General features: G+C 63.8%; 26 protein-coding genes. 8 read left to right on the top strand and 18 right to left on the bottom strand.

Features of this window, described 5'->3' with window-relative positions:
* Positions 1 to 11: 11 nt before the first annotated feature.
* Both F604_RS0102240 and F604_RS0102235 read right to left on the bottom strand, forming a co-directional pair.
* Positions 12 to 770, bottom strand: coding sequence for a 2-phosphosulfolactate phosphatase (locus tag F604_RS0102240; protein ID WP_019550252.1), 759 nt, complete (start codon positions 768 to 770; stop codon positions 12 to 14).
* 24 nt (positions 771 to 794) lie between these two features.
* Positions 795 to 1445 (bottom strand): Crp/Fnr family transcriptional regulator, encoded by a 651-nt coding sequence (locus tag F604_RS0102235; RefSeq protein ID WP_019550251.1) that lies wholly within the window; start codon positions 1443 to 1445, stop codon positions 795 to 797.
* 48 nt (positions 1446 to 1493) lie between these two features.
* On the opposite strand from F604_RS0102235, the gene F604_RS0102230 reads away from it, so the two are divergent.
* The 4 genes from F604_RS0102230 (at position 1494) to F604_RS0102215 (ending at position 4657) form a co-directional block, all read left to right on the top strand.
* Positions 1494 to 2123: an ABC transporter ATP-binding protein gene (locus F604_RS0102230; RefSeq protein WP_019550250.1), complete on the top strand. Its 630-nt coding sequence runs from the start codon at positions 1494 to 1496 to the stop codon at positions 2121 to 2123.
* Between the two features lie 11 nt (positions 2124 to 2134).
* Positions 2135 to 2842 carry a phosphorylase family protein gene (locus F604_RS0102225; protein WP_019550249.1) on the top strand — a complete coding sequence of 236 codons (708 nt, stop codon included), beginning with the start codon at positions 2135 to 2137 and terminating at the stop codon, positions 2840 to 2842.
* Position 2843: 1 nt separating this feature from the next.
* Positions 2844 to 3665 carry an enoyl-CoA hydratase/isomerase family protein gene (locus F604_RS0102220; RefSeq protein WP_019550248.1) on the top strand — a complete coding sequence of 274 codons (822 nt, stop codon included), beginning with the start codon at positions 2844 to 2846 and terminating at the stop codon, positions 3663 to 3665.
* A gap of 116 nt (positions 3666 to 3781) precedes the next feature.
* Entirely contained in the window at positions 3782 to 4657 is an 876-nt protein-coding gene (locus F604_RS0102215; RefSeq protein WP_019550247.1) for an HD domain-containing protein, read from the top strand.
* A 26-nt stretch (positions 4658 to 4683) separates the two neighbouring features.
* Here F604_RS0102215 and F604_RS0102210 read toward each other — a convergent pair whose 3' ends face one another.
* From F604_RS0102210 to F604_RS0102200, 3 genes are read right to left on the bottom strand one after another with little or no spacing between them, the layout of a single operon-like run.
* Positions 4684 to 6330, bottom strand: coding sequence for a long-chain-fatty-acid--CoA ligase (locus F604_RS0102210; RefSeq protein WP_019550246.1), 1647 nt, complete (start codon positions 6328 to 6330; stop codon positions 4684 to 4686).
* A gap of 57 nt (positions 6331 to 6387) precedes the next feature.
* Complete coding sequence (locus tag F604_RS0102205) at positions 6388 to 7341, bottom strand: MBL fold metallo-hydrolase (protein WP_019550245.1); 954 nt, start codon at positions 7339 to 7341, stop codon at positions 6388 to 6390.
* The gene (locus F604_RS0102200) at positions 7338 to 8234 is read right to left on the bottom strand and encodes a phosphohexomutase domain-containing protein (protein ID WP_019550244.1); all 897 of its coding nucleotides are present in this window, start codon (positions 8232 to 8234) and stop codon (positions 7338 to 7340) included. Before F604_RS0102200 ends, F604_RS0102205 begins: the two co-directional genes overlap by 4 nt.
* Before the next feature lie 138 nt (positions 8235 to 8372).
* Here F604_RS0102200 and F604_RS0102195 point away from each other — a divergent pair, with 138 nt between their 5' ends.
* Together F604_RS0102195 and F604_RS0102190 are read left to right on the top strand one after the other, a co-directional pair.
* Positions 8373 to 10433 carry an ATP-dependent helicase gene (locus F604_RS0102195; RefSeq protein WP_026328921.1) on the top strand — a complete coding sequence of 687 codons (2061 nt, stop codon included), beginning with the start codon at positions 8373 to 8375 and terminating at the stop codon, positions 10431 to 10433.
* A 4-nt stretch (positions 10434 to 10437) separates the two neighbouring features.
* Positions 10438 to 11163, top strand: coding sequence for a hypothetical protein (locus tag F604_RS0102190; RefSeq protein WP_019550242.1), 726 nt, complete (start codon positions 10438 to 10440; stop codon positions 11161 to 11163).
* Here the strand turns inward: F604_RS0102190 and F604_RS0102185 are convergent.
* The 7 genes from F604_RS0102185 to gltX are packed head-to-tail and all read right to left on the bottom strand — an operon-like array spanning position 11151 to position 20675.
* The gene (locus F604_RS0102185) at positions 11151 to 11570 is read right to left on the bottom strand and encodes a disulfide bond formation protein B (protein ID WP_019550241.1); all 420 of its coding nucleotides are present in this window, start codon (positions 11568 to 11570) and stop codon (positions 11151 to 11153) included. The two genes, F604_RS0102190 and F604_RS0102185, sit on opposite strands and share 13 nt — an antisense overlap.
* A gap of 51 nt (positions 11571 to 11621) precedes the next feature.
* Entirely contained in the window at positions 11622 to 13310 is a 1689-nt protein-coding gene (locus F604_RS0102180; RefSeq protein ID WP_019550240.1) for an ATP-binding protein, read from the bottom strand.
* Between the two features lie 3 nt (positions 13311 to 13313).
* Complete coding sequence (locus F604_RS0102175) at positions 13314 to 14444, bottom strand: hypothetical protein (protein ID WP_019550239.1); 1131 nt, start codon at positions 14442 to 14444, stop codon at positions 13314 to 13316.
* Positions 14445 to 14454: 10 nt separating this feature from the next.
* The gene (locus F604_RS11780) at positions 14455 to 17766 is read right to left on the bottom strand and encodes an Eco57I restriction-modification methylase domain-containing protein (protein ID WP_019550238.1); all 3312 of its coding nucleotides are present in this window, start codon (positions 17764 to 17766) and stop codon (positions 14455 to 14457) included.
* A 60-nt stretch (positions 17767 to 17826) separates the two neighbouring features.
* A complete protein-coding gene (gene ftsY, locus F604_RS0102165; protein WP_019550237.1) occupies positions 17827 to 18741 on the bottom strand; it encodes a signal recognition particle-docking protein FtsY in 915 nt (304 codons plus the stop codon).
* A gap of 43 nt (positions 18742 to 18784) precedes the next feature.
* Positions 18785 to 19225: a hypothetical protein gene (locus F604_RS0102160; protein ID WP_015716477.1), complete on the bottom strand. Its 441-nt coding sequence runs from the start codon at positions 19223 to 19225 to the stop codon at positions 18785 to 18787.
* A gap of 31 nt (positions 19226 to 19256) precedes the next feature.
* The gene (gltX, locus tag F604_RS0102155; RefSeq protein WP_019550236.1) at positions 19257 to 20675 is read right to left on the bottom strand and encodes a glutamate--tRNA ligase; all 1419 of its coding nucleotides are present in this window, start codon (positions 20673 to 20675) and stop codon (positions 19257 to 19259) included.
* Between the two features lie 54 nt (positions 20676 to 20729).
* On the opposite strand from gltX, the gene lptB reads away from it, so the two are divergent.
* On the top strand, positions 20730 to 21458 hold the full coding sequence (gene lptB, locus F604_RS0102150; protein ID WP_019550235.1) for an LPS export ABC transporter ATP-binding protein: 729 nt from the start codon (positions 20730 to 20732) through the stop codon (positions 21456 to 21458).
* A 3-nt stretch (positions 21459 to 21461) separates the two neighbouring features.
* Positions 21462 to 22859, top strand: a complete 1398-nt coding sequence (locus tag F604_RS0102145; RefSeq protein ID WP_019550234.1) for a DUF3084 domain-containing protein — start codon at positions 21462 to 21464, stop codon at positions 22857 to 22859.
* On the opposite strand, the gene prmC is transcribed toward F604_RS0102145, so the two are convergent.
* The 6 genes from prmC to rpmH are packed head-to-tail and all read right to left on the bottom strand — an operon-like array spanning position 22776 to position 26235.
* Entirely contained in the window at positions 22776 to 23633 is an 858-nt protein-coding gene (prmC, locus tag F604_RS0102140) for a peptide chain release factor N(5)-glutamine methyltransferase (RefSeq protein WP_019550233.1), read from the bottom strand. The two genes, F604_RS0102145 and prmC, sit on opposite strands and share 84 nt — an antisense overlap.
* Positions 23596 to 24186, bottom strand: a complete 591-nt coding sequence (locus F604_RS0102135; RefSeq protein WP_019550232.1) for a Jag family protein — start codon at positions 24184 to 24186, stop codon at positions 23596 to 23598. The genes prmC and F604_RS0102135 overlap by 38 nt, the downstream gene beginning before the upstream one ends.
* A gap of 9 nt (positions 24187 to 24195) precedes the next feature.
* Complete coding sequence (locus F604_RS0102130) at positions 24196 to 25491, bottom strand: YidC/Oxa1 family membrane protein insertase (RefSeq protein ID WP_019550231.1); 1296 nt, start codon at positions 25489 to 25491, stop codon at positions 24196 to 24198.
* Positions 25488 to 25745: a membrane protein insertion efficiency factor YidD gene (gene yidD, locus F604_RS0102125; RefSeq protein ID WP_015716483.1), complete on the bottom strand. Its 258-nt coding sequence runs from the start codon at positions 25743 to 25745 to the stop codon at positions 25488 to 25490. The genes F604_RS0102130 and yidD overlap by 4 nt, the downstream gene beginning before the upstream one ends.
* A gap of 5 nt (positions 25746 to 25750) precedes the next feature.
* Positions 25751 to 26092 carry a ribonuclease P protein component gene (gene rnpA, locus F604_RS0102120; protein ID WP_081624234.1) on the bottom strand — a complete coding sequence of 114 codons (342 nt, stop codon included), beginning with the start codon at positions 26090 to 26092 and terminating at the stop codon, positions 25751 to 25753.
* A complete protein-coding gene (gene rpmH, locus F604_RS12495) occupies positions 26089 to 26235 on the bottom strand; it encodes a 50S ribosomal protein L34 (protein WP_015716485.1) in 147 nt (48 codons plus the stop codon). The genes rnpA and rpmH overlap by 4 nt, the downstream gene beginning before the upstream one ends.
* Between the last annotated feature and the right edge of the window lie 412 nt (positions 26236 to 26647).

The raw sequence follows: 26647 nt of genomic DNA, 5'->3' as shown, positions 1-26647 counted from the left end.
GGAGGCTGGCCTTAGCCTGCCCCTGTTCCGGGGATGGCCCGCTTGGTGAGCCCTGGGGGAGCTGTTTTGAAGATGAGGGCCTCCCCCACCCGGCCCGTGAGGATGGGGACCACGGCGCTTTTGGCCACCTGGGCACAGAAGGGCACATCGGCCTCGAGGCCCACCCCCTTCAGGGCGGTGGCGGCGGCGGAGAGGGAGAGGGCCTCCAGGGGGTCCTGGTAGTTCCGCTTCACCGCCAAAGCGATCCTGGCCCCATCCTCGGGCTCCACCTCCCCCAGGAGGCCCAAGTACTCCGCCAGGACCCCGGCGGTGTAGAGGTCGTCCAGGCCCACCCGCCCCTCCTTGCCGGCGGCCAGAATGGCCACCTCCTCCGTGGCCAGCTCCCGGGCCAGGCGGGCTGCGGCGTGGGCGTTGAAGAGGGAGGCCAGGAGCACGTGCTTGGCGGTCCTGGCGGCCACGTGGGCGGCCTTGGTGCCGTTGGTGGTGCTCATCACCACGGTCTTGCCGCCCACGGGGGCCTCGAGGGCCTCCCGGGGGGAGTTCCCCAGGTCAAACCCCGGGGGCTTTAACCCCCCCACCTCCCCCGCCAGGAGGACGTCGGCATCCTTGAAGGCCCGGGCGGCCTCGAGGCTTGGGACCCAGTACAGGGCCTCTGCCCCCGCCTCCAGGAAGGCGACGGCCGTGGTGGTGGAGCGGATCACGTCCACCACCAACACCACATCGGGGTAGACCAGCTCCTCCGCAGGGAGGACATCCACCTTCAAGCGCATGGAAGGCCCTCCGACTCGGTTTCTTCAAACCAGGCCAAAGGCCACCTCCTCCAAAAGCCCGGGGTCCACCACCTCCACCACCCCTGAAAAAAGGCGGAGGACGCCTTGGTCTTTGAGCTCGTGGAGGACCCGGGTGGTGGTTTCCCGGCTCACCCCGGCCAGGGCCGCCAGGTCCTGGTGGCGGAGCTGGAAGTGGGGCCCGTGCCCTTGGCGAAGAAGCTTTAAAAGGGCGTAGGCCACGCGGCTTCTTGCCTCCTCAAAAGCCAGAAGATCCAGCTCCAGGTTGAGTTCCCGCAGGCGGTGGGCCAGGATGCGGGCCAGGTTGTGGGCGAAGAGGGGCAGGCGGCGGATGAGCCCGAGGTAGGCTTCCCGGTAGAGGGCGAGAAGCAGGGTTTCCTCCTCCGCCAGGGCGCTGGCGCTACGTTCGCCGCCGTCCAGAAGGCTCATCTCCCCGAAGACCTCCCCGGGCCCCAGGAACCCCAGGATCTTCTCCTGGCCCCCCAGGTGGGTGCGGTAGAGGCGCACCCGGCCCTCCTCCACCAGGTAAAGGACCTGGCCCAGATCCCCCTGGTGGAAGATGGCTTTGCCCTTGGGGTAGGTCAGGGGATGGAAGTAGGAGCGGGCCAGACGGGTTTCGTCCGGGCCCATATCCTGGAAGAGAGGGGATGCCGGCATCGGCCTTACTCTAACCGAGGCTTCATCTTTTGCCTAGAGGATGAGAGGGTGAACCCGGTCTTGGAGGCCATAGACCTGGGATTCTCCTACGGGAACGGCTATCTTTTCCGGGGGGTTTCCTTAAGGCTCTGCCCCGGGGAGGCCCTGACCATCCTGGGGCCCTCGGGAAGCGGTAAGACCACCCTCCTCCACCTCCTGGCGGGCCTTCTTTCCTTGCAGGAGGGCGAGGTGTACTGGGAGGGAACCCCCATCCGGGGCCTGCCCGAGGGGGTTTTGGCCAGGAGGCGGCTTCGCTTTATGGGTCTTGTGTTCCAGCACCACTTTCTTTTCCCCGAACTCACCGCCTTGGAAAACGTCCTGGCCCCCGGCTACCTGGCAGGCCGGGTGGACCGGGCCCTTGCCCTTGGGCTCCTTGCCCGGCTGGGCCTTGGGGAAAGGGCGGACTTCCTGCCCCAGAGGCTTTCGGGTGGGGAGCGGCAGCGGGTGGCGGTGGCCCGGGCCCTGTACCTTCGCCCCAGGCTTCTTTTGGCCGATGAGCCCACGGCTAGCCTGGACCGCACCCAGGCCAAGGAGGTGCTCAGGCTCATGCGGGAGTTGGCCAGGGAGGTGGGGGCGGCCCTTCTTTTCTCCACTCACGACGAGGCCTTGGTGGAAGGGCTTCCCACCTTACGGCTTTAAAATGGGGCGGTATGAGCCCCATCCACGTGCGGGGAAACAGGGGAGATGTGGCAGAAAGGGTGCTCCTGCCCGGGGATCCGGGCCGGGCGGAGTGGATTGCCCAAACCTTTCTAGAGGAACCCCGGCTTTACACTTCCCACCGGGGCCTTCTGGGCTTCACCGGCCGGTACCGGGGGGTGCCGGTTTCCGTGCAGACCACGGGCATGGGGGCCCCTTCGGCCAGCATCGTGGCGGAGGAGCTGGTGAGCTTGGGGGCCAGGGTGCTTCTCCGGGTGGGCACCTGTGGGGCGGTGGACGAGGGCCTCTCCCCCGGGGACCTGGTGATCGCCCAGGGGGCGGTGCCCCTGGACGGGGCCACCCGGCAGTATCTGGAAGGCCGTCCCTATGCTCCCGTGCCCGACGCCGAGCTCTTCCGTGCCCTCTGGAAGCAGGCGGAGCAAAGAGGCTACCCCCACCATGTGGGCCTGGTGGCCACCGAGGATGCCTTCTACGCCACCACCCCCGAGGGAGCGAAGGCCTGGGCCCAGTTTGGCCTGCTGGCCTTTGAGATGGAGGCCAGCGCCCTCTTCCTCCTGGGTAAGATGCGCAAAGCGCGGGCGGGGGCCATCCTCACGGTTTCCAACCGCATCGGTGACCCGGAGCTGGCTCCCCCTGAGGTCTTGCAAGAAGGCGTAAGGCGTATGGTGGAGGTGGCCCTCGAGGCCCTTTTGGAGGTGTAGCATGGCCCACGAGCACGAACACGAGCACGAGTTCATCCTGGAGATCCCCGAGTTTGAGCACCTCTCCTACGAGGTGGAGGAGGGCATCGCCCTGGTTACCTTAAGGCGTCCTGAGGCCTTAAACGCCCTTTCCCAGGACCTCCTCAGGGAGCTTGCCGAGGTGGCCGAGGTCATCCATCAGGATCCCGAGGTTCGGGTGGCCATCTTCACCGGGGAGGGGAAGGCCTTCGCCGCTGGGGCGGACCTCAAGGAGATCGCCGCCCTGAAGGATCCCTTCATGGCCCGGGAGTACGCCCTTTTGGGGCAGCAGGTCTTCGCCGAGATCGCCGCCTTGCCCCTTCCCACCATAGCCGCCATCAACGGGTATGCCCTGGGGGGAGGGCTGGAGCTGGCCCTGGCCTGCGACCTGAGGGTGGCCTCCAGGGAGGCCAAGCTGGGCCTGCCCGAGGTGGGGCTGGGCTTGATCCCGGGCTTTGGCGGCACCCAAAGGCTTCCCCGCCTCATCGGGCGGGGTCGGGCCTTGGACCTCATCTTCACCGGGCGGCATGTGTCCGCCGAAGAGGCCTTAAGCCTGGGTCTGGTGAACCGGGTGGGGGAGGATGCCCTGGAGGAGGCCAAGAAGCTGGCCCAGAAGATCATGAAAAATGCGCCCATTGCCCTGGCCCTGGCCAAGGAAAGCGTGGTGCGGGGCGAGGGGCTGGACCTGGCGGAGGCCCTGGAGATCGAGGCCGACCTTTTCGGCTATGCCTCCGCCACCGAGGACATGAAGGAGGGGGTGCGGGCCTTCCTGGAAAAGCGGGCGCCCAACTTCAAGGGAGAGTAAGGGTAAGCCCTTTCCCTTGGGGAGGGGCTTTGGCTTCACCCTCTGGCTTCTTTTGGGCGCATGAGGGTGTTGGGTAGGTATGGCCATTCGCAGTGTGGTGTAATGTGGAGTTGCCCATGACGGAAGAGCGCATCGTCCACGTAGCCAGCCCCAAGGCCAGGCTATACGCCGAGGCCGACCAGTCCATCCGCGAGCGCTTAAAGGCCTTTCCCAAGGCCCTTAAGGCCTACGAGCTCCTCATCCAAGACCCCGAGGCCAGGGCTGGGTGGAACATGGCCAACTACATCACCATGCGCAAGCTGGGCTACAACGACCACGGCCGGGTCCACGCCCTCCTCACGGGGGCGGCCAGCGTGGCCATCCTTTCGTTGCTGGCCGAGGCAGGGGTGCGCCTGGACACGGTGGAGTCGGGGGCCGGGGAGCTGGAGGATGCCTACGTGGTGGTCCTCCTTGCCACCATGCTCCACGACCTGGGCAACCAGGTGCACCGGGACCATCACGAGGCCTTTGGTGTCACCCTGTCCCTGCCCATCCTGAACCGGATCCTGGAGAAGATCTACCCCGACCCCGAGCAACGCACGGCCCTGAGGGCCCTCATCCTTCACGGCATCTATAGCCATGACCTCTCCCCTGAGCCCTTAACCATTGAGGCAGGGGTCACCGCCGTGGCCGACGGCACCGACATCACCAAGGGCCGGGGGCGGAAGGCCTTCGCCTTGGGGAGCATCGACATCCACTCCATCAGCGCCCTGGCGGTGGACGAGGTGCGTATCCTCAAAGGGGAGAAGGTGCCCGTGGAGATCCAGGTGACCATGAACAACTCCGCTGGCATCTTCCAGGTGGAGGAAACCCTCACCAAGAAGGTGCTCCGTAGCCCCTTAAGGCCCTACGTGAGCGTGGTGGCCATGACCGAGGGGAACGGGGGCCAGGACCAGCGCATCGTCCACCGGGTGCGCCTTCACGAGAGCGAGGACCGCTTCGTGCTGGACTGAGGCTTCCGACCCGGTCAGCCCTGGGGCTAGCGTTTGGCCGCCATCTCCTTGGTCAGCTCGCGCTTGAGGATTTTCCCCACGCTGGTTTTGGGCAGGCTGTCCCGGAACTCGATGATGCGGGGAACCTTGTAGGCGGCGAGGTTTTGCCGGCAGAAGGTTTCGATGTCCTTTTCCGTGACCTTGCCCCTGTAGGCTTCCTTGAGGACGATGAAGGCGGCCACGGTTTCCCCGCGGTAGGGGTCGGGTACGCCCACCACGGCGGCTTCCTGGACGGCTTCGTGCTGGTAGAGGATCTCTTCCACCTCGCGGGGGTAAATGTTGTAGCCGCCGGCGATGATCATGTCCTTTTTGCGGTCCACGATGTAGAAGTAGCCATCCTGGTCCATTCGGGCCATATCCCCGGTGAAGAGCCAGCCGTCCTGGAGGGCCTTTTGGGTTTCCTCGGGGCGGTTCCAGTAGCCCTTCATGATGTTGGGGCCTTTGACGACGAGTTCGCCCACCTCTCCGATGGGGACTTCCTGACCCTCCTCGTCCACCACCTTGGCCTCTACCCCGGGGAAGGGTAGACCCACGCTCCCCAGCTTGCGGACGCCATGGAGGGGGTTGCAGTGGGTCACGGGGCTTGCCTCGGTGAGGCCGTAGCCCTCCACCAGCTTGGCCCCCGTGAGCTGTTCAAAGCGATCGGCCACCTCCAGGGGCAAGGGAGCGGAGCCCGAGATGCAGGCCCGTATGCTCCTTAGGTTCCGTTTCTCGATTCCCGGGAAGTTGTTGAAGGCCACGTAGAGGGTGGGCACCCCGGGGAAAAGGGTCACCCGGTGCTTCTCTATGGCCTCCACGATGGGCTTGATCTCCGGCCGGGGCAGAAGAACCAGCTTGGCCGCTCCCAAGAGGGCCAGGTTCATGGCCACGGTCATGCCGTAGACGTGGAAGAAGGGGATGGCCCCCAGCACCACCTCCTCTCCCTCCTGGAAATCGGGGATCCAGGAGCGGACCTGGAGGGCGTTGCTGGAGAGATTCCGGTGGGTGAGCATGGCCCCCTTGGCCACACCCGTGGTCCCTCCCGTGTACTGCAAAAGGGCGAGGTCGTCCAGGTCTAAAGGGACGGGCTGGGGATTACCCGGCTTGAGGAAGGCACGCCAGGGGGTGCCCTCGAGGCTCCTCGGGGCTTGGCCTTTCCGCTTGAGCATCAAGGGGTAGAGGAGATTCTTGGGGAAGGGCAGGTAGTCCTGAATGCCTGTGCGCACCAGGACCTCCACCGGGGCCTCTGCCTTCACCTCCTGGTAGCGGGGAAGAAGAAGGTCCAGGATGACCAGGACCCTGGCCCCCGAGTCCCTGAGCTGGTGCCCGAGTTCCCGGGGGGTGTACATGGGGTTGGTGTTCACCGCCACGCCCCCCGCCAAAAGGGTGCCGTAGAAGGCGATGACGAACTGGGGGGAGTTAGGGAGCATGATGGCCACCCGGTCCCCGGGTTTCAGGCCGGCCTCCTGAAGGCCTTTGGCGAAGGCCTCCACCTGCTGCCACAGGTTTCGGTAGCTAAGACTTCGCCCCAGGAATTCCAGGGCCTCCTTGTGGGGATAGCGGCGGGCGTTTTCCCTTAGAAGGTCGGTGAGCAGCCAGGGCCTGGGGGCCTCCTTGGGGACCCCGGGATCGTAGTGAGTGTACCAGGGATGCATGGCACCTCCTTGAACTGGGTCAAAGTTTACCTCCACCTGCGGCTTAGGGCAAGGGCTCTAAGCCCGGAAGTACCGGTAGGGGGGGCCTTCCCGCTTTACGTGCCCCTCGAGGCGCAGGTACTCCAGGTGGGCCAGGGTTTCCGCAAAGGCGAAGCGCCTGCCGGGAGCGTCCAGCTCCTGGGGGAAAAGCCTTAGGGAAAGCTCCCAGGCGGTCATGGGGGCTTGAAGAAAGCCGAGCAGGGCCTCCAGGCGCTCCTGGTGGTGGGCGATGAGCTCTTGGGCCCGCTTCTTCACCTCGAGGATGGGGCCGAAATGCCCCGCATACGCCACCTTGGCTGGAAGCTCCATAAGGCGCTCTAAGGACGCCAGAAAGTCCTTTAGGGGGTTCTCCCGGGTGTAGGCCCAAAGGCCCACGTTGGGGGATACCCGTTCCAAGAGGGCGTCCCCTACCAGGAGGATTCCTTCCTCCTCCAGATAGAAGGCCACGTGCCCATCGGCGTGGCCGGGGGTCCAGATGACCCGGAGCTTCTTGCCGGCCACCTCCAGCACCTCCCCGTCCTTCAGGGGCGTGGGGTTTTGGGGAGGATGGGCCCGCTCCCGGGTTTTGGCCATGGTTTCCCGGATGCCCATAAGGGCTTCCTCCGGGGTGCCGTGGTCCAGGAAAAGCCGCCAGCTGGCCTCCTCAAAGGCTTCGGGTTGAAGCCAGAAGAGGTGGCCCCGCCCTACCTCCTCCTCGTGCAGCCATACCCGGGCCCCAAGCCCTTCAAAAAAGCCCGCCAGGCCGTAGTGGTCCGGGTGGTGGTGGGTGAGGAGGATGGTCTTGATGTCGGTAAAGCAAAGGCCGAGCTCCGCCAGGCTGAGCTCCAGGGTTCCCCGGGCGGTCTTGGTACCCAAGGCGGTGTCCAGGAGGGCCACCTCCCCGTTGCCCCTAAAAAGGTAGAGGTTTACCGTCTTCAAGGGGTAGGGGATGGGCACGGGAAGGAGGTAAAGACCGGGAAGAAGCTCCTTCATAGGAGGACCTGCAGGAGGAGAAGGGCGGCCAGGAAAGGATCCTTTTCCGGGAGGTGCCAGGAGAAGAGGTAGCCTCCCTCGCCATCCGCCCGGACCTCCCTTCCTCCCAGGGCTTGTCTAAGTTTTTCCAGGGCTTCCTCCTGGGAAACCAGCTCCCCGCCGGGCAGGACCACGGTAAGGCGGTCCGCATCCCCATCCAGGGCAAAGCCCACCGCCGGGGGTTCCACCGCCTTCATGAGGACGAGGAGGGTGGGGAGGTTTTCCGGCTTGGGGTCGGGGTCCACCCCGTAGAAGAGGGGGTGGGGAAGGGGGTGGAGTTCCCTAAGTTCCGCCTCGAGGCCCAGGAGCTTGAAGACCCCGGGCAGCACCCCTCCCCCTGCTCCTCCCAGGGTGTCCAGGTAAACCATCCCCTTTTTTCCCTGGGCTCCCTGGCCGGCGTTTTGGGCCAGGTGCTCCAGGTAGGCCTTCTTCCGGTCCAGGACCTGGAAGCTTCCCCGCTTCTGCGGGGCCTCCTGGGGAAGGGCCATCCCTTCCGGGGAAAGGGGTTTCCCGGGGCCCAGGCGGAGCTTCACCCCCTGGAAGCGGGCGGGCTTGCGGCTGGCGGTGAGGTAAAACCCGGCCGCTTCCAGTTCCTTTAGGGCAAAGCCGAAAAGGGGCAAAGGGGAAGGGCCTTTCAGGAGGAAGGTTTCCAGGCCCATTCCCCCCAGGATCCCCGCCGCTTCCTCCGCCATTTCCTTGGCCAGGAAGCGGGTATCGTGGGCCACCACTACCCGGGTTATCCCTTCCGCCCTAACCCTTTCCCCAAACCCGGCGGCCAGCCGGGCCACCTGGGCGAAGGTGAAGTCCTTGGCGATCTCTCCCAAAAAGCCATCCTGCGTGGGGTAGAGCTCCATGCCTTAGAGTCTACCCCGTGGTAGACTCGGCCCGTGGAGGCTTCCCGTAGGGAACAGCTTGAGGCTTCAAGGGGGCTTTTTGCGGATGGGGAAGCTGCGTTACGTGGCGAGTCCCTTGCGGAAGCCCTTCTTTCCTCCCTGAACGAAGCCCAGCGCCAGGCGGTCTTGCACTTTGAGGGACCGGCCCTGGTGGTGGCGGGGGCGGGAAGCGGCAAGACCCGCACCGTGGTCCACCGGGTGGCCTACCTCATCGCCAAGAGGGGCGTCTTCCCCTCGGAGATCCTGGCGGTCACCTTCACCAACAAGGCCGCCCTCGAGATGCGGGAGCGCCTTAAGCGCATGGTGAAGGGGGCAGGGGAGCTTTGGGTTGCCACCTTCCACTCCGCCGCCTTGCGCATCCTTAGGGTTTACGGGGAAAGGGTGGGGCTTAGGCCAGGCTTTGTGGTTTACGACGAGGACGACCAGGCCGCCCTTATCAGGGAGGTGCTGAAGGAGCTTGGGCTTTCCGCACGCCCCGGGCCCATCAAGGGCCTTTTGGACCGGGCCAAGAACCGGGGGGAAGCCCCTGAGTCCCTCCTTCCTGAGCTTCCCGAGTACTACGCCGGGTTAAGCCGGGGCAAGCTTTTGGACGTGGTGAAGCGCTACGAGGAAGCCCTTAGGGCCCAGGGGGCCTTGGACTTTGGGGACATCCTCCTTTATGCCCTGCGCCTCCTGGAGGAGGACCCTGAGGTCTTGAAGCGGGTCAGGAGGCGGGCCCGCTTCATCCACGTGGACGAGTACCAGGACACCAATCCCGTGCAGTACCGTTTCACCCGGCTCCTGGCGGGGGAGGAGGCCAACCTCATGGCCGTGGGGGACCCGGACCAGGGCATCTACTCCTTCCGCGCCGCCGACATCAAGAACATCCTGGAGTTCACCCGGGACTTCCCCGGGGCCAAAGTGTACCGCCTCGAGGAGAACTACCGCTCCACCGAGGCCATCCTGCGTTTCGCCAACGCCCTCATCGTAAATAATGCCCTGCGCCTGGAGAAGACCTTGAGGCCCGTGAAGCCCGGGGGGGAGCCTGTGCGCCTCTACCGGGCCCGGGATGCCCGGGACGAGGCCCGCTTCGTGGCCGAAGAGATCCTGCGGCTGGGGCCTCCCTTCGACCGGGTGGCGGTCCTCTACCGCACCAACGCCCAAAGCCGCCTCCTGGAGCAGGCCCTGGCCTCCCGGGGGGTTCCAGCCCGGGTGGTGGGGGGGGTGGGGTTCTTTGAACGGGCGGAGGTGAAGGACCTTCTGGCCTACGCCCGCCTGAGCCTGAACCCCCTGGATGGGGTGAGCCTGAAGCGGGTGCTGAACACCCCTCCCCGGGGCATCGGCCCCGCTACGGTGGAGAAGGTGGAGGCCCTCGCCAGGGAGAAGGGGCTTCCCCTCTTCGAGGCCCTCAGGGTGGCGGCAGAGGTTCTGCCCCGCCCTGCTCCCTTGCGCCACTTCCTGGCCCTGATGGAGGAGCTCCAGGAACTGGCCTTTGGGCCGGCGGAGGGATTTTTCCGCCACCTCCTCGAGGCCACCGACTACCCCGCCTACCTGAAGGAGGCCTACCCCGAGGACTACGAGGACCGCCTGGAGAACGTGGAGGAGCTCCTGAGGGCCGCCAAGGAGGCGGAGGGGCTCATGGAGTTCCTGGACAAGGTGGCCCTTACCGCCCGGGCGGAGGAGCCGGGGGAGCCCGCGGGCAAGGTGGCCCTCATGACCCTGCACAACGCCAAGGGGCTGGAGTTTCCCGTGGTCTTCGTGGTGGGGGTGGAGGAAGGGCTTTTGCCCCACCGCTCCTCCCTGAGCACCCTGGAGGGCCTCGAGGAGGAGCGCCGCCTCTTCTACGTGGGGGTGACCCGGGCCCAGGAAAGGCTTTGCCTCTCCTATGCGGAGGAAAGGGAGGTTTACGGGCGCACCGAAGCCACCCGGCCAAGCCGTTTCCTGGAGGAGGTGGAAGAGGGGCTCTACCAGGAGTACGATCCCTACCGGACGCCCACCAAGGCTCCTCCAGCCCACCGGCCCAAGCCCGGGGCCTTCAAGGGTGGGGAACGGGTGGTCCACCCCCGCTTTGGCCAAGGTACGGTGGTGGCGGCCATGGGGGACGAGGTGACGGTGCAATTTGAAGGGGTTGGTTTGAAGAGGCTTTCCTTGAAGTACGCAGACCTCAGGCGCTTGGGGTGAAGGCATGCGGCCCGAGTACCACAAGGCCCGTCCCCTGGCTTTTCTCTACAAGGTCCCTTCCCCCCTCTTTGACCGGCTGGTGGCCGAGGTGGCCACGGCCAGGCTTCCCCTTTTCCCCTATCCCGTGGAGGCCCAGGATCCCTTTGCCCTCTTCCCCTGCCTGGCCCCTTTGGGCCTGGCCGGGGCGGTGCTGGCGGAGGCCCTGCCGCCTCCCAAGGACCTGGCCCCAAGCCTTTCCCTGGAGGCGGAGGCCCTGGAGGCAGGGCTTTTGGACCTGGTGGTCCCCCGGGTGGGGGGGCTGATGGGGCAGTACACGGAAGGGGTGGCCCTGGAGCGGTTCCTTTCCACCCACTTCCCCGGGGCCAAGGGGCTTTGGCTCGGTCCTTTAAGGCCTTCTTTGGCTCCTTTCCTGAGGCCTTTGGCCCAGGTTTCCGTGGTGGCGAAAAGCTTCGCCGAGGGGGATAGCTTTTTGGCCCGCCTGCCGGAGCGGGCCCGGGGGCACGTGGCCTTGAGGCCGGAGGAGGCCAGGGCCCTGTCCCTCAAGACGGACCTGATCCTCTACGCGGGTGGGCGGCTTAGCCTGGATCTTCTCCACCCCTTCCACGCCCTGGTGGCTTTTTCCCCCCTGGACCGGGGGGTCTGGGAGAGGGTGCAGATAGTTCACCCCCCGGAGGACCTTCTGGGCTTTAGGGTAAGGGCGGTCCTCGAGGGGCTCGGCTACCCCCTTTGACGGGCCTCTCGGGCCAAAAGCCCCATGCTGAGGGCGATGAGGAGGAAGGCGATCAGGGCCTGCAAGGGGATGGGGAACTGGGGAATGTACTCCACGGAGCAGGGCACCGGGGGCTTGCAGGCCAGGGTGAAGAGGTCGGGGAAGTTTTGCTGCAAGAGGTGCAGGCTGCTGAAGCTACCCCCGATGAGGGAAAGGGCGAGGCTATAGGGCCATACCGAGAAGTCCTGCCGCCAAAGGGCTATGCCCAGTAGGACCGCTTGGGGATACATGAAGATCCGCTGGTACCAGCATAGTTCGCAGGGCAGGAAAAGCCGCACCTCGGAATAGTAGAGGCTTCCCAAGGTGGCCACCAGGGCCACCACCCAGGCGAAGGCGAGTACGACGGGTGCAAGCGGAGCGCGGTTCATGGGGAGAGCATACCGTCTGCCCACCCTGGTGCCTAGGAGAGAGCCCTATTTCTAGGTGGCACCTTCTTGCAAATAGGCGGGCTTGGGGAAGGAGATTTTAACCGGCTGCCGGAAGGTGGCGTGGCTTAGGATTAGCTCGCCCTTTTGCAGGCGAGAGATGTTGGCCTTAATGGCGGGGTCCAGGAACCGGTAAACGGAGGAGGAAAGCTCGGCGGAGCCGCTTCGCCCGAGGACCAAAGTGGCGGAGTTGCCCGCTACCCGTTCGTGCACCGCACTCATGAACTGCTCTGCTCCAAACAGGACCACCCCCAAGGACCGGCCCCGTTCGGCGATGTCCAGGACCTGTTCCAGGATGGGCGATTCCTTCTCCCGTGCAGGAGCGTACTTGTTAAGCTCGTCTACGAAGATGATGACCTTTTCCGGCAAGTCTTCGCGCTCGCTACCTTCCTCCGCATAGAGGTTGTAGATGGTGCGCAGGATATCGCCAAAGACCAGGGTCTGCTCGTCGTCCGCTAGGCGAGCGATGTCCACCACAATGGTTTCCCCACCCCGGATCTTAGCGATTTCCTCGCTTAGGTTTTTGACGTGCCTTGGGCGCTGAGGAATGAAGATTCCTGTTTGACGGGTCTGGACGATGCGGCGGAGTAGCCGCCTAAACCGGGCCACCGATTGGGCACGCACGTCCCCTACCGGCTGGGCTTGCCCATCCTTGACAAGGGGCTCGCCGTTGAGCAGGGTTTGCCAGTCTTGCACGCCCTTCCACTTTCCCGACGGTCCCCATTGCCCCGTTCTGGGGTCGGAAAGGCCTTGGGTGATCTCCCCGATGAGGGCGCCCACGGTGTCCCAGGGGTCGGGGATGTTGGAGAGGAGGAGATCCAGCTTGTTGTAGGTATCCTGCAAGGAGTAAGCGTACAGGAACCAGTTGCGTTCGGGAAGGCGGAAGCTGTTGGGCCGGCCTGTGGTGGGGGTGTCTTTACCGTAGGGAAGAAGGTAGCGTACGTTGCTGAAGGGCTTGGGGATAAGGCCCAGTCTTTCCCAAAGCTCATGCTGTTCCGGCTCCAGGCCCTTGGGGGGCGGCTGGTCGATGGAAAGAAGGTCGCCGTGCTTGACGTTAAGGATGATGACCCCTATGCGGTCTCGGTTTTCCACCTTTTGCAGGATGGACTGGATGAGGAAGATGGCGTAGGAGGTTTTTGTGGCCAGGCCCGAGATGCCGCTTATGTTCACGTGCGCGCCCTCAGGCCCTAGGATATAGCGGCTATCTAGATAGACTACCGCCTGGGTGCCGTTGGACATCCTGATCAGTCCGGCGGGAACCCGGTAACGCTCCGGCACCTGGTCTATGCCCAGGGCAACATGGATCCCGCTCTCGTCAGCAAAGCGCACGGGCCGGTCGTTCATCACCGGCATGTAGATGTCCTGGTCGTTGGAAAGCACGGCCACCCGGGCAATAGTGGTGCCCTGGCGGAGAGTATTGGGTTCGGTGGACACCTGGCCGAAGTCGTTGGAGATGTAGTTGGAGAGGTGGCTTGGGGCATCGGTGGTGTGTTCCAAGGTAGTTACGATGCCAAAGGTGCGGCTTTTTTCGCCTCCGGGAGCCACCTGCTCGGCTTCCACGATGTCGAAGGGGTTGACGATCACCTCCGGTGCCAGCCAGAAGTGGAACTCGTCGGAGGAGTTAGGCTGGTTGGTGGTGGCCGAGGAGAGGCCTATTACCGGGCGTTCGATGGGTTCAGGCATAGCTCACCTCCATTTCAGAAACTGTTGCACTACTTCCCGGGACACCAGGCTTTCCTTGATGGCCCGCTCGGCTAGAAAGATAGGATACAGATGGGCATGCCACCGACGGTCTTGACCGTGGGGGGTAACGCTCCTTTCCGCCACCAGGGCACGGGATAACAGGTCAATCAACTCCGAGGGTACCGGCTCCTGGGAGGGGTTGACCAGCTCAGCCTTAACCACCCCCATAAGGGGGTAGTCCATTTGGGTTTGCTCCCGCAACCGGACGTACCAGAAGACCAGTTTGCCCTGCCGGGCGCTATAGGCGGCGGTGCGGTGATAGGGTTCCAGTTCAGCAAGGAGTTTGTAGATGGAGCGGCGCTCGCTCCGGGGCCCTCGTCCAAAGATGAACTGAGGATCCTTACGGAAGTTTTTGGCCACACCCAGCACGGGTTGTATTCCGTCTTTCTGGCTTAAGTCGTTGAGGGTGGGTTGAAACTGAAGGGAACCGTCTACTACCAGCCAACGGTCCATCGCTAGTCGGGGTAGAACTTCCCTGATGAGCTCGGCTTCTAAGTTGTGCATCTCAAATCGCACCTTACCCGCTGCCTTATTGCGAAGGTCAAAGTCGGAAAGCACACGAGACACGATGTCCCGTTCTTCCAAATCCACAAGCCTTATACCTGCCGTCTTGGCGGCGTTTTTCAATGTATCCCACAGCTCAGGAGAGAGACGCTTTCTACCCGCAAGGAGGAGGTTCCGTATCTCTAAAACTTCCCGCCGCACCGAGCCATTATCCTCGCGGCGAAGCACACAGGCCCCGATTTGGGCAAAGTGAACGGGGGTTTCCCGCTCGAGTTCGAGGAGAGTGCCCAGGAAGTAGGAACGGAAGGAGCCATCCAAAAAGTAACGGAAAAGGTGCCTGTCGTGTCGGGTTAGGGGTTGGGTGGGGCGGTAGAGGGGAGGGCGGGTTCCATCCTGGCTTTTCTCAAAGATGGTGTCGAAGACGCGCTCCTCCTCGCTGAGAGCCTGGTCCTCTCGCTCCTCAAAGTCGGGGCGCTCCAAATCCTCTACTGCCCCACCCACGGCGGATAGCACTTCCGCTTCACGGGCTAGGGTTGCCAGGATTTCCCGAAGGCTCTTTAGGGGCTTCATACCTCCTCTATCACTGCGTGTTTCCGAGTTCGCGGAGGCTTTCCTGTATCTCCTTTAGTTCCTCCGGCGTCAGCCCCCAGAGCTTGGCGGCTTCTTTGTCAATATCTGCCTCCAGCTCAGCCACCTTCTGCACGTTTCCCGTTTTGGCTGCCTCGTGCGCTTCTTCTGATAACTCCGAAAGCCGCCGATGCACTGGGTCCGACGAGTCGTAGCGCGGGATGCGGATGTGCTTAATGACATCCATGGTGACATGTTTGTAACCGTGCATTGCGTACGTCAAGCGAATGGGGGACGAGTCGAGACACGCGCAAAGGAAATGCGCTGGTGCTGGTTCTTTGAAGGATGCCAAGTACACTGTTTGATCAGGCACAATGACTTTGCCGTCAAGGGTTGAGGTTACGGCAGCAACAAGGTGAGGAGCAACTTGGCCGCGCCACACCACCTTCCACGGGGCGAAGGTGTAGTTGCCGATGTCCATGACGCCGTAAAACTCTGTCTCACGCTTGGAGAGGATTTGCTTAAAGCCACTCCGATTACGTAGTACCTCTTCAAACCGCTTGAGGTAGCTGTAAGTCTTGGGGTAATCCGCTTGTAACTTCGCTTCAGGATAGGCGCGGGTTGGGTTAGTTGGGTCTTGCGGCACGATAATCCACGCCGAGGGTTCCGCCCGCCAGCGCTGGACGTCCCGCCCGCGCAGGAGGGGGTAAAGCAAATCAGGCTCAATCAGCTCGGTCACCTCGTCCACCTTGACCTTGGCACCTTCGGTCAGGTTGCGTATCACCCAAAGCCCATCGGGGCGCTTCAGCACCGGTTCGACCCAGTAGACGGCGTTTGCCCAGGTGCAAACTCCAGCGTGGGCTTCATAATCGGAACGGCCCATGATTTTGCGCGCAGCCTTGAGTGCCTTCGGGCGGGCGGTGAGCCAGGGGGAGGTGGGGTCGTTCGGGTCCACGGGCTCGGCCTGGAACTGGAGCCGGCGGGTGGCGGCTTGTACTTCATCGAGGGTGCTTTCGTAGGTGAAGCGGGCGCCTTTCTTTTTGCGCCAGACCGTGTAGGGTACGGGATAAGTCGTTGGCTTGCCTTTCTCTAACACCATCACCGCCGTGCGGTTGGAGGCACCCTCGAAGGGGTTGAGGTTCACCATGTCATCCACGTGCAGGACACGAAGGGGGATTTCCTTGCCGTTTTTGCCAGGGATGCTGAACCGTCGGAACCCGGCTCCGGCACCCGCCGTTTTCAGGAGTGACTGGGTGATAACAAAACCCAACTTGCCGCTGCTTTTGAGTAGCTTGTCAGCCGTTACGTAGGTCATCAGGGCAGAGATGTCCACTTTGACTGCTCCTAGGCGGGGTCGCCCACCTTTGAAGGAGCCAGCTATCCGGTAACGGAGCCAAAGGTCCTTGATGCTTTCCCTATATTCGTCAGGCAGGTGTTCCCAGTTAATCCAAGGCGGGTTGCCCATGACGTAGTCAAACTGTCCCACGGTGAGGGGAGCGAAGTTGTTCTTGAGAAGCCGCGCCCAGAGCCCGTTGAGGCCTCTCCTGTGGAGATCCAGAAGTTTTTCATAAAGGTCTTTGGTCAACCCACGGGCGTGGGCATCCCATCCGTTGTCCTCGAGGGCCAGTTCCCTTCGTGTTCTCTCCAGGAAGGCCTTTGCATCCAGCTCGGAGCGTATACTGTCTTCCAAAATCTCACAAAAGCGATCGAAGCGTTTTGGGGTAGCGACCAGCACCCCCGGCACCTGAAACTCCCCCACAGCGGTGGGGAAGAGGTAGATACCCTGGTTGAAAAGGTCCTGCCCCTCGGCAGGCGTGCGAACGGAGTCGGCCAGGTAAATAGGGATGGTGATATCCCCTTGGCGGTACTGAAGGAGATCGGCAATGGCCAGGAGATAGTTCACCCGGGCTGTGAGGACAGCTAGAGGGTTCAGATCGAAACCCACCACATTTTTTAGAATTGCCTCTAAAAGGTCCCTCTCCGGAACCATAAGCAACCGCCCGAGCTCCAGCATCCTTCCGATGACAAGGACCAAGAAGGTACCGGATCCGCATGCGGGGTCTAAAAACCGGGTCCCAAGGAGCTTCTGGCGCAACTTTTCGTCATTGGGCGAGGGGGTTCCGGCGAAGAAGGTATTGTCCAGCTGCACCAGGAGGCGCCAAGCCAGCCAGTCTGGGGTGTAGTACTCCCCCAGGTTGTGGCGGATTTCCCGGGGCAAGAGGTAGTGGTAAAGCTTTTTGAAAAGGTCCCGGGTTTCCTCGGGGAAGAGGGAGAGGGTGGTGGGGTCGTACTCATCTAGGCGTTCGATGAGGTCACGGAGGGCACGCTCCACCTCGCTGCTCCAGGCGTGAAGGTACCAGGCGAAGAAATCCCCCTCCAGAAGGTTGAGGATGCCGTACTGCCGGAATATGCCTCCCGACTCCATCTCCCCAAGCCTCTTCTGCAGGGTTTCCCCGTCTGCAGCAGCAAGGGCAGAGAACACCGGGGCTCCCAGCCTAACCCCCATGTGGCGGGAAAGGGCCAGCCAGGCGAGCAGCTTGGCCAATAGGGCGAAGTACGTGTGGAGGACGAAGAAGAAACGCTCGGCTTCTTCTGGGGTTTGGATGTTGAGACCTGCTTTGCGCACCCATTTTTTAAGCGGTTCCAACTTGCGCCCGCCAAAGGTTTCGGAGTAGTCTATGGCCTCGCTGAAGAAGATGCGCCATTGCTCAAAGAGCTGGCGGACCAGACCCTCTTCCGCCAGGGCCTTTTCCAAAGCTTGGTAAAGCCCACGGAGGATGGTTTGGGTGCGCAATTGCTCTATGCTGAAGTCCCGGTTGAGGTTTTCCGAGGTCAGGGCAATCCCCGAAGCCAAGCCCGCAAGCCAGGTGAGGAAGCGCTTGAGCGAGTGGGGATTGGCCTCCACGGGAGGTTCCTCCACCCACCTTTCCCCCATGTGCCGGACGAAGATCAAATAGCGCCCGTCAAACGCCACACCTGCTAGGCGTTCCTTGGCATGCCGCTCCCTCTGGGCGATGCCGGACAGGTAATCCTTAACCTGTTGCACCGCATGCCGTGTGGCGGCGTCTGGCTTGGGCTTGAGGACACCGGGGCGCTCGTACTCGATGACCAAGCGATTAAAGATGGCATCGGCCCGTCCCTGTGCTAAGGTGTACTCTGCTCGGGCTAGGGGCTCGAGGCCCATTTCCCGTAAAAACTCCTCCAATAGAGGCTCTACCGCTCTTCGGAACTCAGCCTCGTTGGGGTTCTGCGCTATGGTTTTCTGAAGAACTTGGTGAAGCCTGTCAGCGTAGTGGGCAACAACTTCTTCCCTGGAAGGGCTCATTTGCCACTATTCTAATCCCGACCTTGGCACCGGGCAAGCCAGCGCCTGAAGACCCGTTAATTACCCCTCCAGGAGGGCTTCCACAAAGGCCTCGGCGTCGAAGGGCTGGAGGTCGTCAGGGCCTTCCCCTACGCCGATGAACTTGATGGGCACCTTGAGGGTGCGCACGATGGGGATGAGGACCCCCCCCTTGGCGGTGCCGTCCAGCTTGGTGACGATGACCCCGGTGAGCCCCACCGCCTCGTGGAAGCGCTTGGCCTGCTCCAGGCCGTTTTGCCCGGTGACGGCATCCAGTACCAGCCAGACCTCCTTGGGCTCCTCGGGGTCGGCCTTGGCGATGGCCCGCTTCACCTTCTTGAGTTCCTCCATGAGGTTGTGCTTGGTGTGGAGGCGGCCCGCGGTGTCCACCAGGAGGAGGTCGTAGCCCCTGGCTTTCCGGGCGCTTGCCGCATCAAAGGCCAAAGCGGCGGGGTCGGCTCCTTCCGGCCCCTGGATGACGGGGATGCCAAGCCGCTTGCCCCACTCGGAAAGCTGGGCTCCCCCGGCGGCCCGGAAGGTGTCCCCGGCGCAGAACATGACCTTCCTGCCCAGGTTTTGGTAGTAGCGGCCCAGCTTGGCGATGGTGGTGGTCTTGCCCACCCCGTTCACCCCCACCACCAGGACCACGTGGCCCTGGGGTTCTATGGGCTTGGGGTTTTGCGGGCGGAAGCCAAGCTTCCTCAAGGTGGCCCGGCGCTCGTCCGGCTCCAGCATCTGGACAAGTTTCTCCTTAACGGCCTCCTTCAGGTCCTTCCGCCCCGAGGCCCTTACCTCGGCCAGGAGCTCCTCGGTGGCCTCGAGGCCCACGTCGGCGGCAAGGAGGGCCATTTCCAGCTCCTCCAGGACCTCCTCCGGGCTTCCGCCCCAGGGGATGGCCTTGAGGAGGGTTTCCCGCGTCTTGGCGAGGCCGGCTTTCAATCGGTCAAAGAAGCCCATCGTTTCCCTATTTTGCAAGCCCCCGCACCCCGCCTTAGGGCCTTTAGCGGAAACTTACCCCCAGGGTGAAGTGCCAGACCTTGGGGAAGTTGGCGAAGCCGTACACGTAGGTGGCCTCGGCAAAAAGCCCCGTGTAGGGGTCCAGAAGGCCCTCCAGCCCCCCGGTGAAGCTCACCCCGGCGGTGAGGCTTGGCCCCACCACGGCGCTGAGCCCCCCGCCGAAGTAGGGGAGGAGGCCCTTCAGGCTGGGGTCGTACTGGCCCAGGTCGGGTTTGAAGAGGAGGGCTCCCTCCAGGGCCACACCCGGGGCTGCCGGGGCCAGCATGGCGGAAAGCCGGCCCGAGAGGTTCTGCCGCAGGCGGTTTTCCAGCCCCGCCCCGAAGGTGAGCCCAAGGCTTTCCCCATAGCCAAACCGCATCTGAATGGCGCTCTGGGCGCTGGCCATTCCCAAAACGAGAAGGAGAGTAAGGAGAACCCGCCTCATGGCTCCAGTATACCCTGGCTTGTGGGGTGTTTCACGAAGTTCCTCCCGCCAGGGCCCGGGCCAGCCGGGCGAGGACCCGCTCCTTGCCGAGAAGGGCCATGATCTCGAAAAGCCCCGGGGTTTCCAGGCTTCCCGTGAGGGCGGCCCGTAAGGGCTGGGCCACCTGGCCGAGTTTAAGGCCCCGCTCCTGGGCGAAGCCCCGGAGGAGGGCGTCCAGGGCAGCCTCGCTCCAGTCCTCCTGGGCCCGGAGGAGGGGCTCCACCTCGCGAAGCACAGGAAGGCCTTCCCTCATCTTCTCCAGGGCCTTTTCCGTGAAAGGGTAGTCCTCGCTGAACAGGTAAGGGGCCTTTTCCGGAAGCTCCTTGAGGGTGTCAAACCGGGGGCGCATGAGCTCCACCGCCCGCCTCAGGTAGGCCTCGCTGGGCCAGGAAAGCCCGGCCGCCTGCAAAAAGGGCTTCGCCCGCTCCGCCACCTCCTCGAGGGGGAGGACCTCGCGGATGTACTTGCCATTGAGCCAGCGGAGCTTCTCCAGGTCGAAGACCGGGCCTCCCAGGGACACCCGCTCCCAGGTGAAGGCCTCGATGAGCTCCTCGAGGGTGAAGATCTCCCGCCCGTCGGGCATGGAGAAGCCCATGAGGGCCAGGTAGTTCCGTAAGGCCTCGGGCAAAAAGCCTTCAGCCCGGTACCATTCCAAGGAGGTGTGGCTTTTTCGCTTGCTGATCTTGGTCTTGTCGGGGTTTCTAAGGAGGGGCATGTGGTAGAACTTGGGCACCTCCCAGCCAAAAGCCCGGTAAAGGAGGACGTGGATGGGGGTAGAAACCAGCCACTCCTCGGCCCGGATCACGTCCGTCACCCCCATGAGGTGGTCGTCCACCACGTTGGCCAGGTGGTAGGTGGGGTAGCCGTCGGACTTGAGGAGGACCACGTCGGGGATCTCCTGGTTGTCGTAGACCACCAGCCCCCGAAGCTCGTCCTTCACCTCCGTGGTACCGGGCCTGGGCACTTTTAAGCGGATCACGTGGGGCTCGCCCCTTCGGGCCCGCTCCTCCGCTTCCTCGGGAGGGATGTTGCGGGCGCGGCCGTCGTACCCTCCCTTTTCCTTCCGGATCCTTTCCAGCTCCTCCGGGGTTTCAAAAGCCCGGTAGGCGAAGCCCCGCCTGAGGAGTTCCTCGGCGTGCTTTCGGTAGAGGGGAAGCCTCTCGGACTGGCGGTAAGGGGCGTGGGGCCCGCCGATATCCGGCCCCTCGTCGTAGGAGATGCCGAGCCACTTCAAGGCGGCCAGGATGCGCTCCTCCGCCCCGGGTACGTAGCGGGTGCGGTCGGTATCCTCTATGCGCACCAGGAAACGCCCCCCGTTTTTCCTGGCCCAGACGTAGTTGAAGAGGGCAATGTACGCCGTTCCCACGTGGGGGTCCCCCGTGGGGCTTGGGGCGATGCGGGTCACCACCATACCTCGCCCATTATCTCACCCGGGGCTAAAGGTTGGGGCTTACCCTGGGAGGTAATGGACGGGGAGCTTCTGGCCCAGGGTTTGCGCAAACGCTATGGCCCCAAGGAGGTGGTGCGGGGGGTGGACCTGAGCCTCAAGCGCGGGGAGATCGTGGCCCTCTTCGGCCCCAACGGGGCGGGGAAGACCACCACCTTCTACATGCTGGTGGGCTTCATAAAGCCCACGGCGGGGCGGATCTTTCTCAAGGGGCAGGAGATCGGCCGCCTGCCCATGTACCGGAGGGCCCGCCTGGGCCTGGGGTATCTTCCCCAGGAACCTTCTGCCTTTCGGCGGATGACCGTTTTGGAAAATCTCCTGGCCGTCTTGGAGTTCCAGCCCCTTTCCCGGGAGGAGCGCCTGGAGAAGGCCAAGGCCCTTTTGGAGGAACTAGCCATCTACCACCTCAAGGACCAGATGGCCTACGCCCTTTCCGGGGGGGAAAGGAGGCGGCTGGAGATGGCGCGGGCCCTGTGCACCGACCCCGATTTCATCCTTCTGGACGAGCCCTTCACCGGGGTGGACCCCAAGAACGTGAAGGAGATCCAAAAGGTCATCGCCGAGCTCCGGGAGAGGCGGGGGGTGGGGGTTTTCATCACCGACCATGCGGTGCGGGAAACCCTGGCCATCACCGACCGGGTCTACGTGATGTATGACGGCCAGATCCTCTTCCACGGGGATCCCGACACCTTTGCCCGGGACCAGGGGGTAAGGCGGCACTACCTGGGAGAGGACTACGAGCTTTAAACCATGACCTTCTGGGCCCTCCTCATCCTGATCCTCCTCCTGGCCGCCTTGGTGGCCTATCTGGGGGATAGGGTGGCCAAGTGGGCGGGGAAGCGGCACTACCGCCTTTTTGGCCTCAGGCCCAGGCAGACGGCCACCCTGGTGGCGGTCCTCGCCGGGGTGGGGATCGCCCTTCTCAGCTACCTGGGGTTCCTCCTGGTGTTCCGGGAGGCCAGGGAGGTGATCCTCGAGGCCCAGGCCATCCGGGCTGAGCGGGACCAGCTTAGGAGGGAGCGGCAGGTTCTCCTGGAGGCCAAGACGGCCATGGAGGCCGAGGCCAGCAGGACCCTGGCGGAACTCAATGTCCTGCGGGAGGAGCGAAAGGATCTTTCCCGGGCCCTGGAGCAGGCCAACCAGGTGAGGAAACGCCTGGAGGAAGAGGCCAAGGCCCTGGCCTCCCAGGTGCAGGCCCTGGGAAGGGAGCGGGCTACCCTCGAGGCGGAGCGGCAGGTTTTGGCCCGGCTTCTTGTGGAAAGGAACCAGGAGCTGGCCTGGAAGACGGCGGAACTGGCGGAGAAGAGCGAGGAGCTTAAGGCCCTGGAGAAGCGCCTTGCCACCCTCCAGGAGGCGGTAAAGCGGGCGGAGGCGGAAAGGGCCCGGTTTGCCGAGGAAAGAAAGCGCCTGCAGGAGGATGTGCTTAGGGCCCTTTCCCGCCTGGAGGAAACCCGGCGGGAGCGCCAGGTCCTTGCCCAGGAGGTGGAGGCCTTGAAGGCCAGCCTCGCCAGGGCCCGGGAGGAGCTTCTAAAGACGGAGGAAAGGGTGAGGAATCTCCTGGTGCAGGCGGAGGTGCTTCAGGGGGAGCGGGGCCAGCTGGCCCAAAGCCTGGTCCGGCTCAGCCAGGGCCTCTACCTGGGGGAGGTGCGCCTTTTGGCGGAGGAGGGGCGGGAAACCCTGGCGCGGGTGGCCGAGCGCCGGGCCCTTTTGCAGGGTTTCCGGGGGGTGGAGCTTTTGGACGCTCCCCAGGGCCCGGGGCTGGCGGTGCTGGAGGGGGCGGGGTACCAAGAGGGGAGGCTTTTGGTGCGGGTGCGCCTTTATCCCGAGCGCAAGGCCTTTGCCGCCGGGGAGGTCTTGGCCGCCCGCACCTTCCGGCTATCCACCCCGGCCCGGGATCAGGAGGCCCTGGAGGCCCTGGGGGAGGCCGTAAGGAAAAGGCTTTTGGAGGCGGGCTTCCCCCCGGAGTACGCCACCTTTCCCTCCCCTGAGGAGCTGGCCCGGGGGCTTGGCCTCCTCCAGGGGAAACGGGGAGTGGTGCGGGTGGGGGTGGTGGCGTCCAAGGACCTATGGACCACGGAAAGGCCCCTTCTCTCCTTTCGCCTCCTGGGAGGGCCTCCGGGCCCGGAGGTACCGGTCCCGACCCGCTAGGTCCTGTAGCACCTCCACGTCTTCCCATCCCTTGGCTTTAAGCTCTTCCGCCAGGAGTTGGACGTTCTCCGGGGCGAGCTCCAGGAGGAGAAATCCGCCGGGTCTGAGGGCCTCAAAGGCCTCCTCCGCCAGGGGACGGGCCACATCCAACCCTTCCCTTCCCGCATAGAGGGCCTGGGGGTTTTCAAAGGCCAGCTCCTTCGGAGCCTGGGACCGGTAGGCCTCGGGGAGGTAGGGGGGGTTGGAAACGACCAGGTCCAGATCCTTCACCCCGCCGGTGAGGGGAGCCTGAAGAAAGGTTACCTCTAGCCCCAGCCTGCGGGCGTTCTCCCGGGCCAAGGCCACGGCCTTGGGGTCGGTATCCGTGGCCCACACCTGGGCTTCCGGGAGATGTGTTTTTAGGGCCAGGGCGATGGCTCCCGTGCCCGTGCCCACGTCCAGAATACGGGGAGCTTCGGGCAGGGGAAGCCCTAGGGCGAGCTCCACCAGGCCCTCCGTCTCGGGCCTGGGGATGAGGATGCCCTCTTGCACCTTTAGGGGGAGGCCGAAGAACTCCACCTCCCCCAGCAGGTACTGTAGGGGATAACCCCCAAGGCGCTTTTCCAGGAGGGCCAGGGCCCTGGCTTCGGTCCCTGGGGGCGGGGTCCGGGATAGGCCAAGGAGGAGGTCCTTACGGGAAAGGCCCGAGGCCAAGGCCAGGAGGTCCCAGGCCTCCTTTTCCGGGAGCCCTTTAGCCTTAAGCCTCCTCTCCAGTTCCCGAAGGAGCCTGACCACGGGGGTAGACCACCACGTGCCTTTCCTCCCCTTCCCCCTGGCTTTCCGTGGTCACCTGGGGGTGGTTTTTTAGGAGCATGTGCACGATCCGCCTTTCCGAGGGGCGCATGGGGGGAAGGTGCAGGGGCTCCTGGGTCATGGCCACGGTGAGGGCGGCATCCTCGGCGATCTTGCGGATCTTGTCCTCCTGCCGCTTGCGGTAACCGGCGGCATCCAGGATCACCCGGTAGGCGCTGCCGAAGTGCTTGGCCAGCACCACCCCGGCCAGGTACTCCACGGCCTTTAAGGTGCGCCCCTCCTTGCCGATGAACCGCCCCAGGTCCCCACCCTTGACCTCCGCCTTGAGGAGGTTCCCCTCCTGGCGGATCTCCACGTAGTGGGCGGGGTCCAGGCGCAGCAAAAGGCCCACCAGGAAGCTCTCCAGCACCTCTTTGGGCCCTTTTTGCGTGGGGCTGGCTTTCCCCGCCTCTTTTAACTCCATCCCCACCGGGGCCTCTTCCAGCACCCCCAGGTCGGAGAGGAGGTCGTCGATGCTCTTTTTCTTCTCGTCCATGCCCTCAGTTTACGCCGCTAAGGGCTTGAGGCTTTTGTTGATCAGCCACTGCTGCACCAGGCCGATGAGGTTGGAGAGCACCCAGTAGAGGGTCACCCCTGCGGGGAACTGCAGGACCAGGAAGATGAAGATCAGGTTCATGAAGAGGCTTTGCCGGATGAGGTCCTTGTTCCCGTGGGCGGAAAGCCAGGTGGAGAGGAAGGTGGAGGCCACGTAGAGGGCGGGGAGGATGTAGAAGGGGTCGGGGAGGGCCAGGTCGGGGATCCAGAGGAGGCCCTGGCCGAACTCGTAGTTGGCGATCACCTTCCAAAGGATAAAGAGGATGGGCATCTGGATGAAGAGGGGGAGGCAGCCTGCGGCGGGGTTCACCTTGTGCTCCTGGTAGAGCTTCATGGTGGCCTCCGCCCGCTTGTTGGGGTCGTCCTTGTACTTCTCGTTGATCTTTTGGATCAGGGGCTGGAGGCGTTGTATCTCCGCCATGCTCTTGAACTGCTGGTGCATGAGGGGCCAAAGGAGGAGGCGCACCACCAGGGTCAGGAAGAGGATGGCCAGGCCCCAGCTACCCGTGTAGCGGAAGGCCACCTCCATGAGCCAGAGAAGCCCCAGGGAAAGCTGCCCCCAGATGTTGGGGGAAAAGAGGCCGGGAAGGGAGAGAAGGCCCTCCACGTGGAAGCGCACCAGCTCGTTCTGGCCCCCGTAGACCTTGAGGGTCTCCCCGGGAGTCAGGGTAAGGGTGGCCTCCTTGCCCACCAGCTTCCCCGAAAAGGGCCTTTGGGCGAAGGCCACCAGGGCATAGCCCGCCTTGGGCTTGGTCTGCCAGGCCAGGTAAACCAGCTGGCCCTCCCCGCTCGGGGTGGGTTCCGTTTGCCCTTGTAGGAGCACCTTGGGGCTTCCCTGGGCGGAAAGCCTCAGGGTGAGGGGGAAGTCGGCCGTCACCTGGACGGTGTACCGCCCCTTTTCGATGCGGTAGGTGAGGGTGCCCTCTTGGCCCTGGAAACGGGCCAGAAGGCGGCCATCCTCCACCTGGTACTCCGCTTTCTCCGGGGTGAAGCCCACCGGGGCCACCACGGGGCCGTTGCCGCTCAGGTTGGGGGCGCGGGTGTAGTCGTTGAAGGCCGTGCCCTTGTAGGTCTTCACGTACCAGCCCACCACCTGGCCCTTCTGGTCAAAGGCCAGGTCCATGAGGTTGGTGACGGCAATCTTCTCCGGCACCCCGTCCCCGTTCACGTCCTGGTCCTTGAACCCCGCCTCGAGGGCCAAAGCCGGCAGGGCCAGGAGGAAGAGGGTAGCCCAAAGCCTTCTCATCGTGCCTCCTTGTGGGTTTTAAGGGTTTTCCGGGGCGGGAAGACCAAGGGCACCGGGTCCAGCCCCCCGGGGTGCAGGGGATGGCATTTAAGGATGCGTCTTACCGCCAGGTAGCTACCCCAGAAGGCCCCATGGCGCTCCAGGGCCTCGAGGGCATAGGCCGAACAGGTGGGATGGAAGCGGCAGGTCCTGGGTTTGAGGGGAGAGATGAACCTGCGGTATGCCTTGACCAGAAGGATCAGTACGCCGCGCACGCCGCCTATTGTACCAGCCCACTCTTCTTGAGGGCGCGGATGAGGTCTTGGAAGAGCTCGGCGTAGGTGGCCTCCCGGGCCTCGGGGCTGGCGATGACCAGGAGGTGGGCCTTGGGGAGGTGGAGGCGGCGGAGGATCTCCCTTAGGCGGCGCTTGATGCGGTTGCGCACCACCGCCTTGCCCACCTTCTTGGACACCACGATGCCAACCCTAAGCTCGGGGGCAGGAAGCCACTTGACGCTTAAAAAACGGCCCCGCCCCGCGCGTCCTTGGCGGAGCCTTTGGAATGCCCGGTCGCCCTTTAGGGAAAGGAGTTTACCCCCCGCTGCAGGGGGGGGTTGGCTCAGGCGTTCACCCTGGGGGTGAGGCGCCAGCGGCCCTTCTGCCTTCTCCGCTTCAATACCTTCCTGCCGCCTGGGGTCCTCATGCGGGCCCGGAAGCCGTGGGTCTTGGCCCGCTTCCTCCGGTTGGGTTGCCAGGTCCTTTTCATCCATTTCCCTCCCTGGGGCCTTGGCCCCCAATACCTTAAAGAGTGTAGCATAAGAAGGGCTATACAGGGTCTAACGGTTTTTTACACCCTGGCAAGAGAGCGTTGACATCCGTTTTGCCTTCCCCTTATACTTCCCCCCAAACGGCTGTTAGGGAGGAGGTCCTGATACCGGTTGCCAAAGTTGTGGTCTGTTATTGACGTCTATCCTCTTCTGTGTTAAGGTAAAGGCGGAGAGATAGGGGTGAAGCTGTCCCATTGGGCCAGAAAGCACGGGATTCCCTACCGCACCGCCTGGAAGTGGTTCAAGCAAGGGATTCTGCCTGCCAGGGCCATCCAGCTACCCACGGGCACCATCCTGGTTCTTGAGGAAGAGGAAGAGGTTAGGCTCCCCCAGGATGCTGCGGCCATCTAC

It is taken from the genome of Thermus scotoductus DSM 8553, from assembly GCF_000381045.1.
Taxonomy (GTDB): Bacteria; Deinococcota; Deinococci; order Deinococcales; family Thermaceae; genus Thermus; species Thermus scotoductus.
The sequence above is the reverse complement of the archived record's forward strand: the minus strand, read 5'-3'. Positions and strand labels throughout refer to the sequence as shown.

Bases quoted from the DNA above. Each gene is read 5' to 3' on its own strand.
- F604_RS0102240 (WP_019550252.1), bottom strand. From the start codon at position 770: ATGCGCTTGAAGGTGGATGTCCTCCCTGCGGAGGAGCTGGTCTACCCC.
- F604_RS0102235 (WP_019550251.1), bottom strand. From the start codon at position 1,445: ATGCCGGCATCCCCTCTCTTCCAGGATATGGGCCCGGACGAAACCCGT.
- F604_RS0102225 (WP_019550249.1), top strand. From the start codon at position 2,135: ATGAGCCCCATCCACGTGCGGGGAAACAGGGGAGATGTGGCAGAAAGG.
- F604_RS0102220 (WP_019550248.1), top strand. From the start codon at position 2,844: ATGGCCCACGAGCACGAACACGAGCACGAGTTCATCCTGGAGATCCCC.
- F604_RS0102215 (WP_019550247.1), top strand. From the start codon at position 3,782: ATGACGGAAGAGCGCATCGTCCACGTAGCCAGCCCCAAGGCCAGGCTA.
- F604_RS0102210 (WP_019550246.1), bottom strand. From the start codon at position 6,330: ATGCATCCCTGGTACACTCACTACGATCCCGGGGTCCCCAAGGAGGCC.
- F604_RS0102205 (WP_019550245.1), bottom strand. From the start codon at position 7,341: ATGAAGGAGCTTCTTCCCGGTCTTTACCTCCTTCCCGTGCCCATCCCC.
- F604_RS0102200 (WP_019550244.1), bottom strand. From the start codon at position 8,234: ATGGAGCTCTACCCCACGCAGGATGGCTTTTTGGGAGAGATCGCCAAG.
- F604_RS0102190 (WP_019550242.1), top strand. From the start codon at position 10,438: ATGCGGCCCGAGTACCACAAGGCCCGTCCCCTGGCTTTTCTCTACAAG.
- F604_RS0102185 (WP_019550241.1), bottom strand. From the start codon at position 11,570: ATGAACCGCGCTCCGCTTGCACCCGTCGTACTCGCCTTCGCCTGGGTG.
- F604_RS0102180 (WP_019550240.1), bottom strand. From the start codon at position 13,310: ATGCCTGAACCCATCGAACGCCCGGTAATAGGCCTCTCCTCGGCCACC.
- F604_RS0102175 (WP_019550239.1), bottom strand. From the start codon at position 14,444: ATGAAGCCCCTAAAGAGCCTTCGGGAAATCCTGGCAACCCTAGCCCGT.
- F604_RS11780 (WP_019550238.1), bottom strand. From the start codon at position 17,766: ATGAGCCCTTCCAGGGAAGAAGTTGTTGCCCACTACGCTGACAGGCTT.
- ftsY (WP_019550237.1), bottom strand. From the start codon at position 18,741: ATGGGCTTCTTTGACCGATTGAAAGCCGGCCTCGCCAAGACGCGGGAA.
- F604_RS0102160 (WP_015716477.1), bottom strand. From the start codon at position 19,225: ATGAGGCGGGTTCTCCTTACTCTCCTTCTCGTTTTGGGAATGGCCAGC.
- gltX (WP_019550236.1), bottom strand. From the start codon at position 20,675: ATGGTGGTGACCCGCATCGCCCCAAGCCCCACGGGGGACCCCCACGTG.
- lptB (WP_019550235.1), top strand. From the start codon at position 20,730: ATGGACGGGGAGCTTCTGGCCCAGGGTTTGCGCAAACGCTATGGCCCC.
- F604_RS0102145 (WP_019550234.1), top strand. From the start codon at position 21,462: ATGACCTTCTGGGCCCTCCTCATCCTGATCCTCCTCCTGGCCGCCTTG.
- F604_RS0102135 (WP_019550232.1), bottom strand. From the start codon at position 24,186: ATGGACGAGAAGAAAAAGAGCATCGACGACCTCCTCTCCGACCTGGGG.
- F604_RS0102130 (WP_019550231.1), bottom strand. From the start codon at position 25,491: ATGAGAAGGCTTTGGGCTACCCTCTTCCTCCTGGCCCTGCCGGCTTTG.
- rpmH (WP_015716485.1), bottom strand. From the start codon at position 26,235: ATGAAAAGGACCTGGCAACCCAACCGGAGGAAGCGGGCCAAGACCCAC.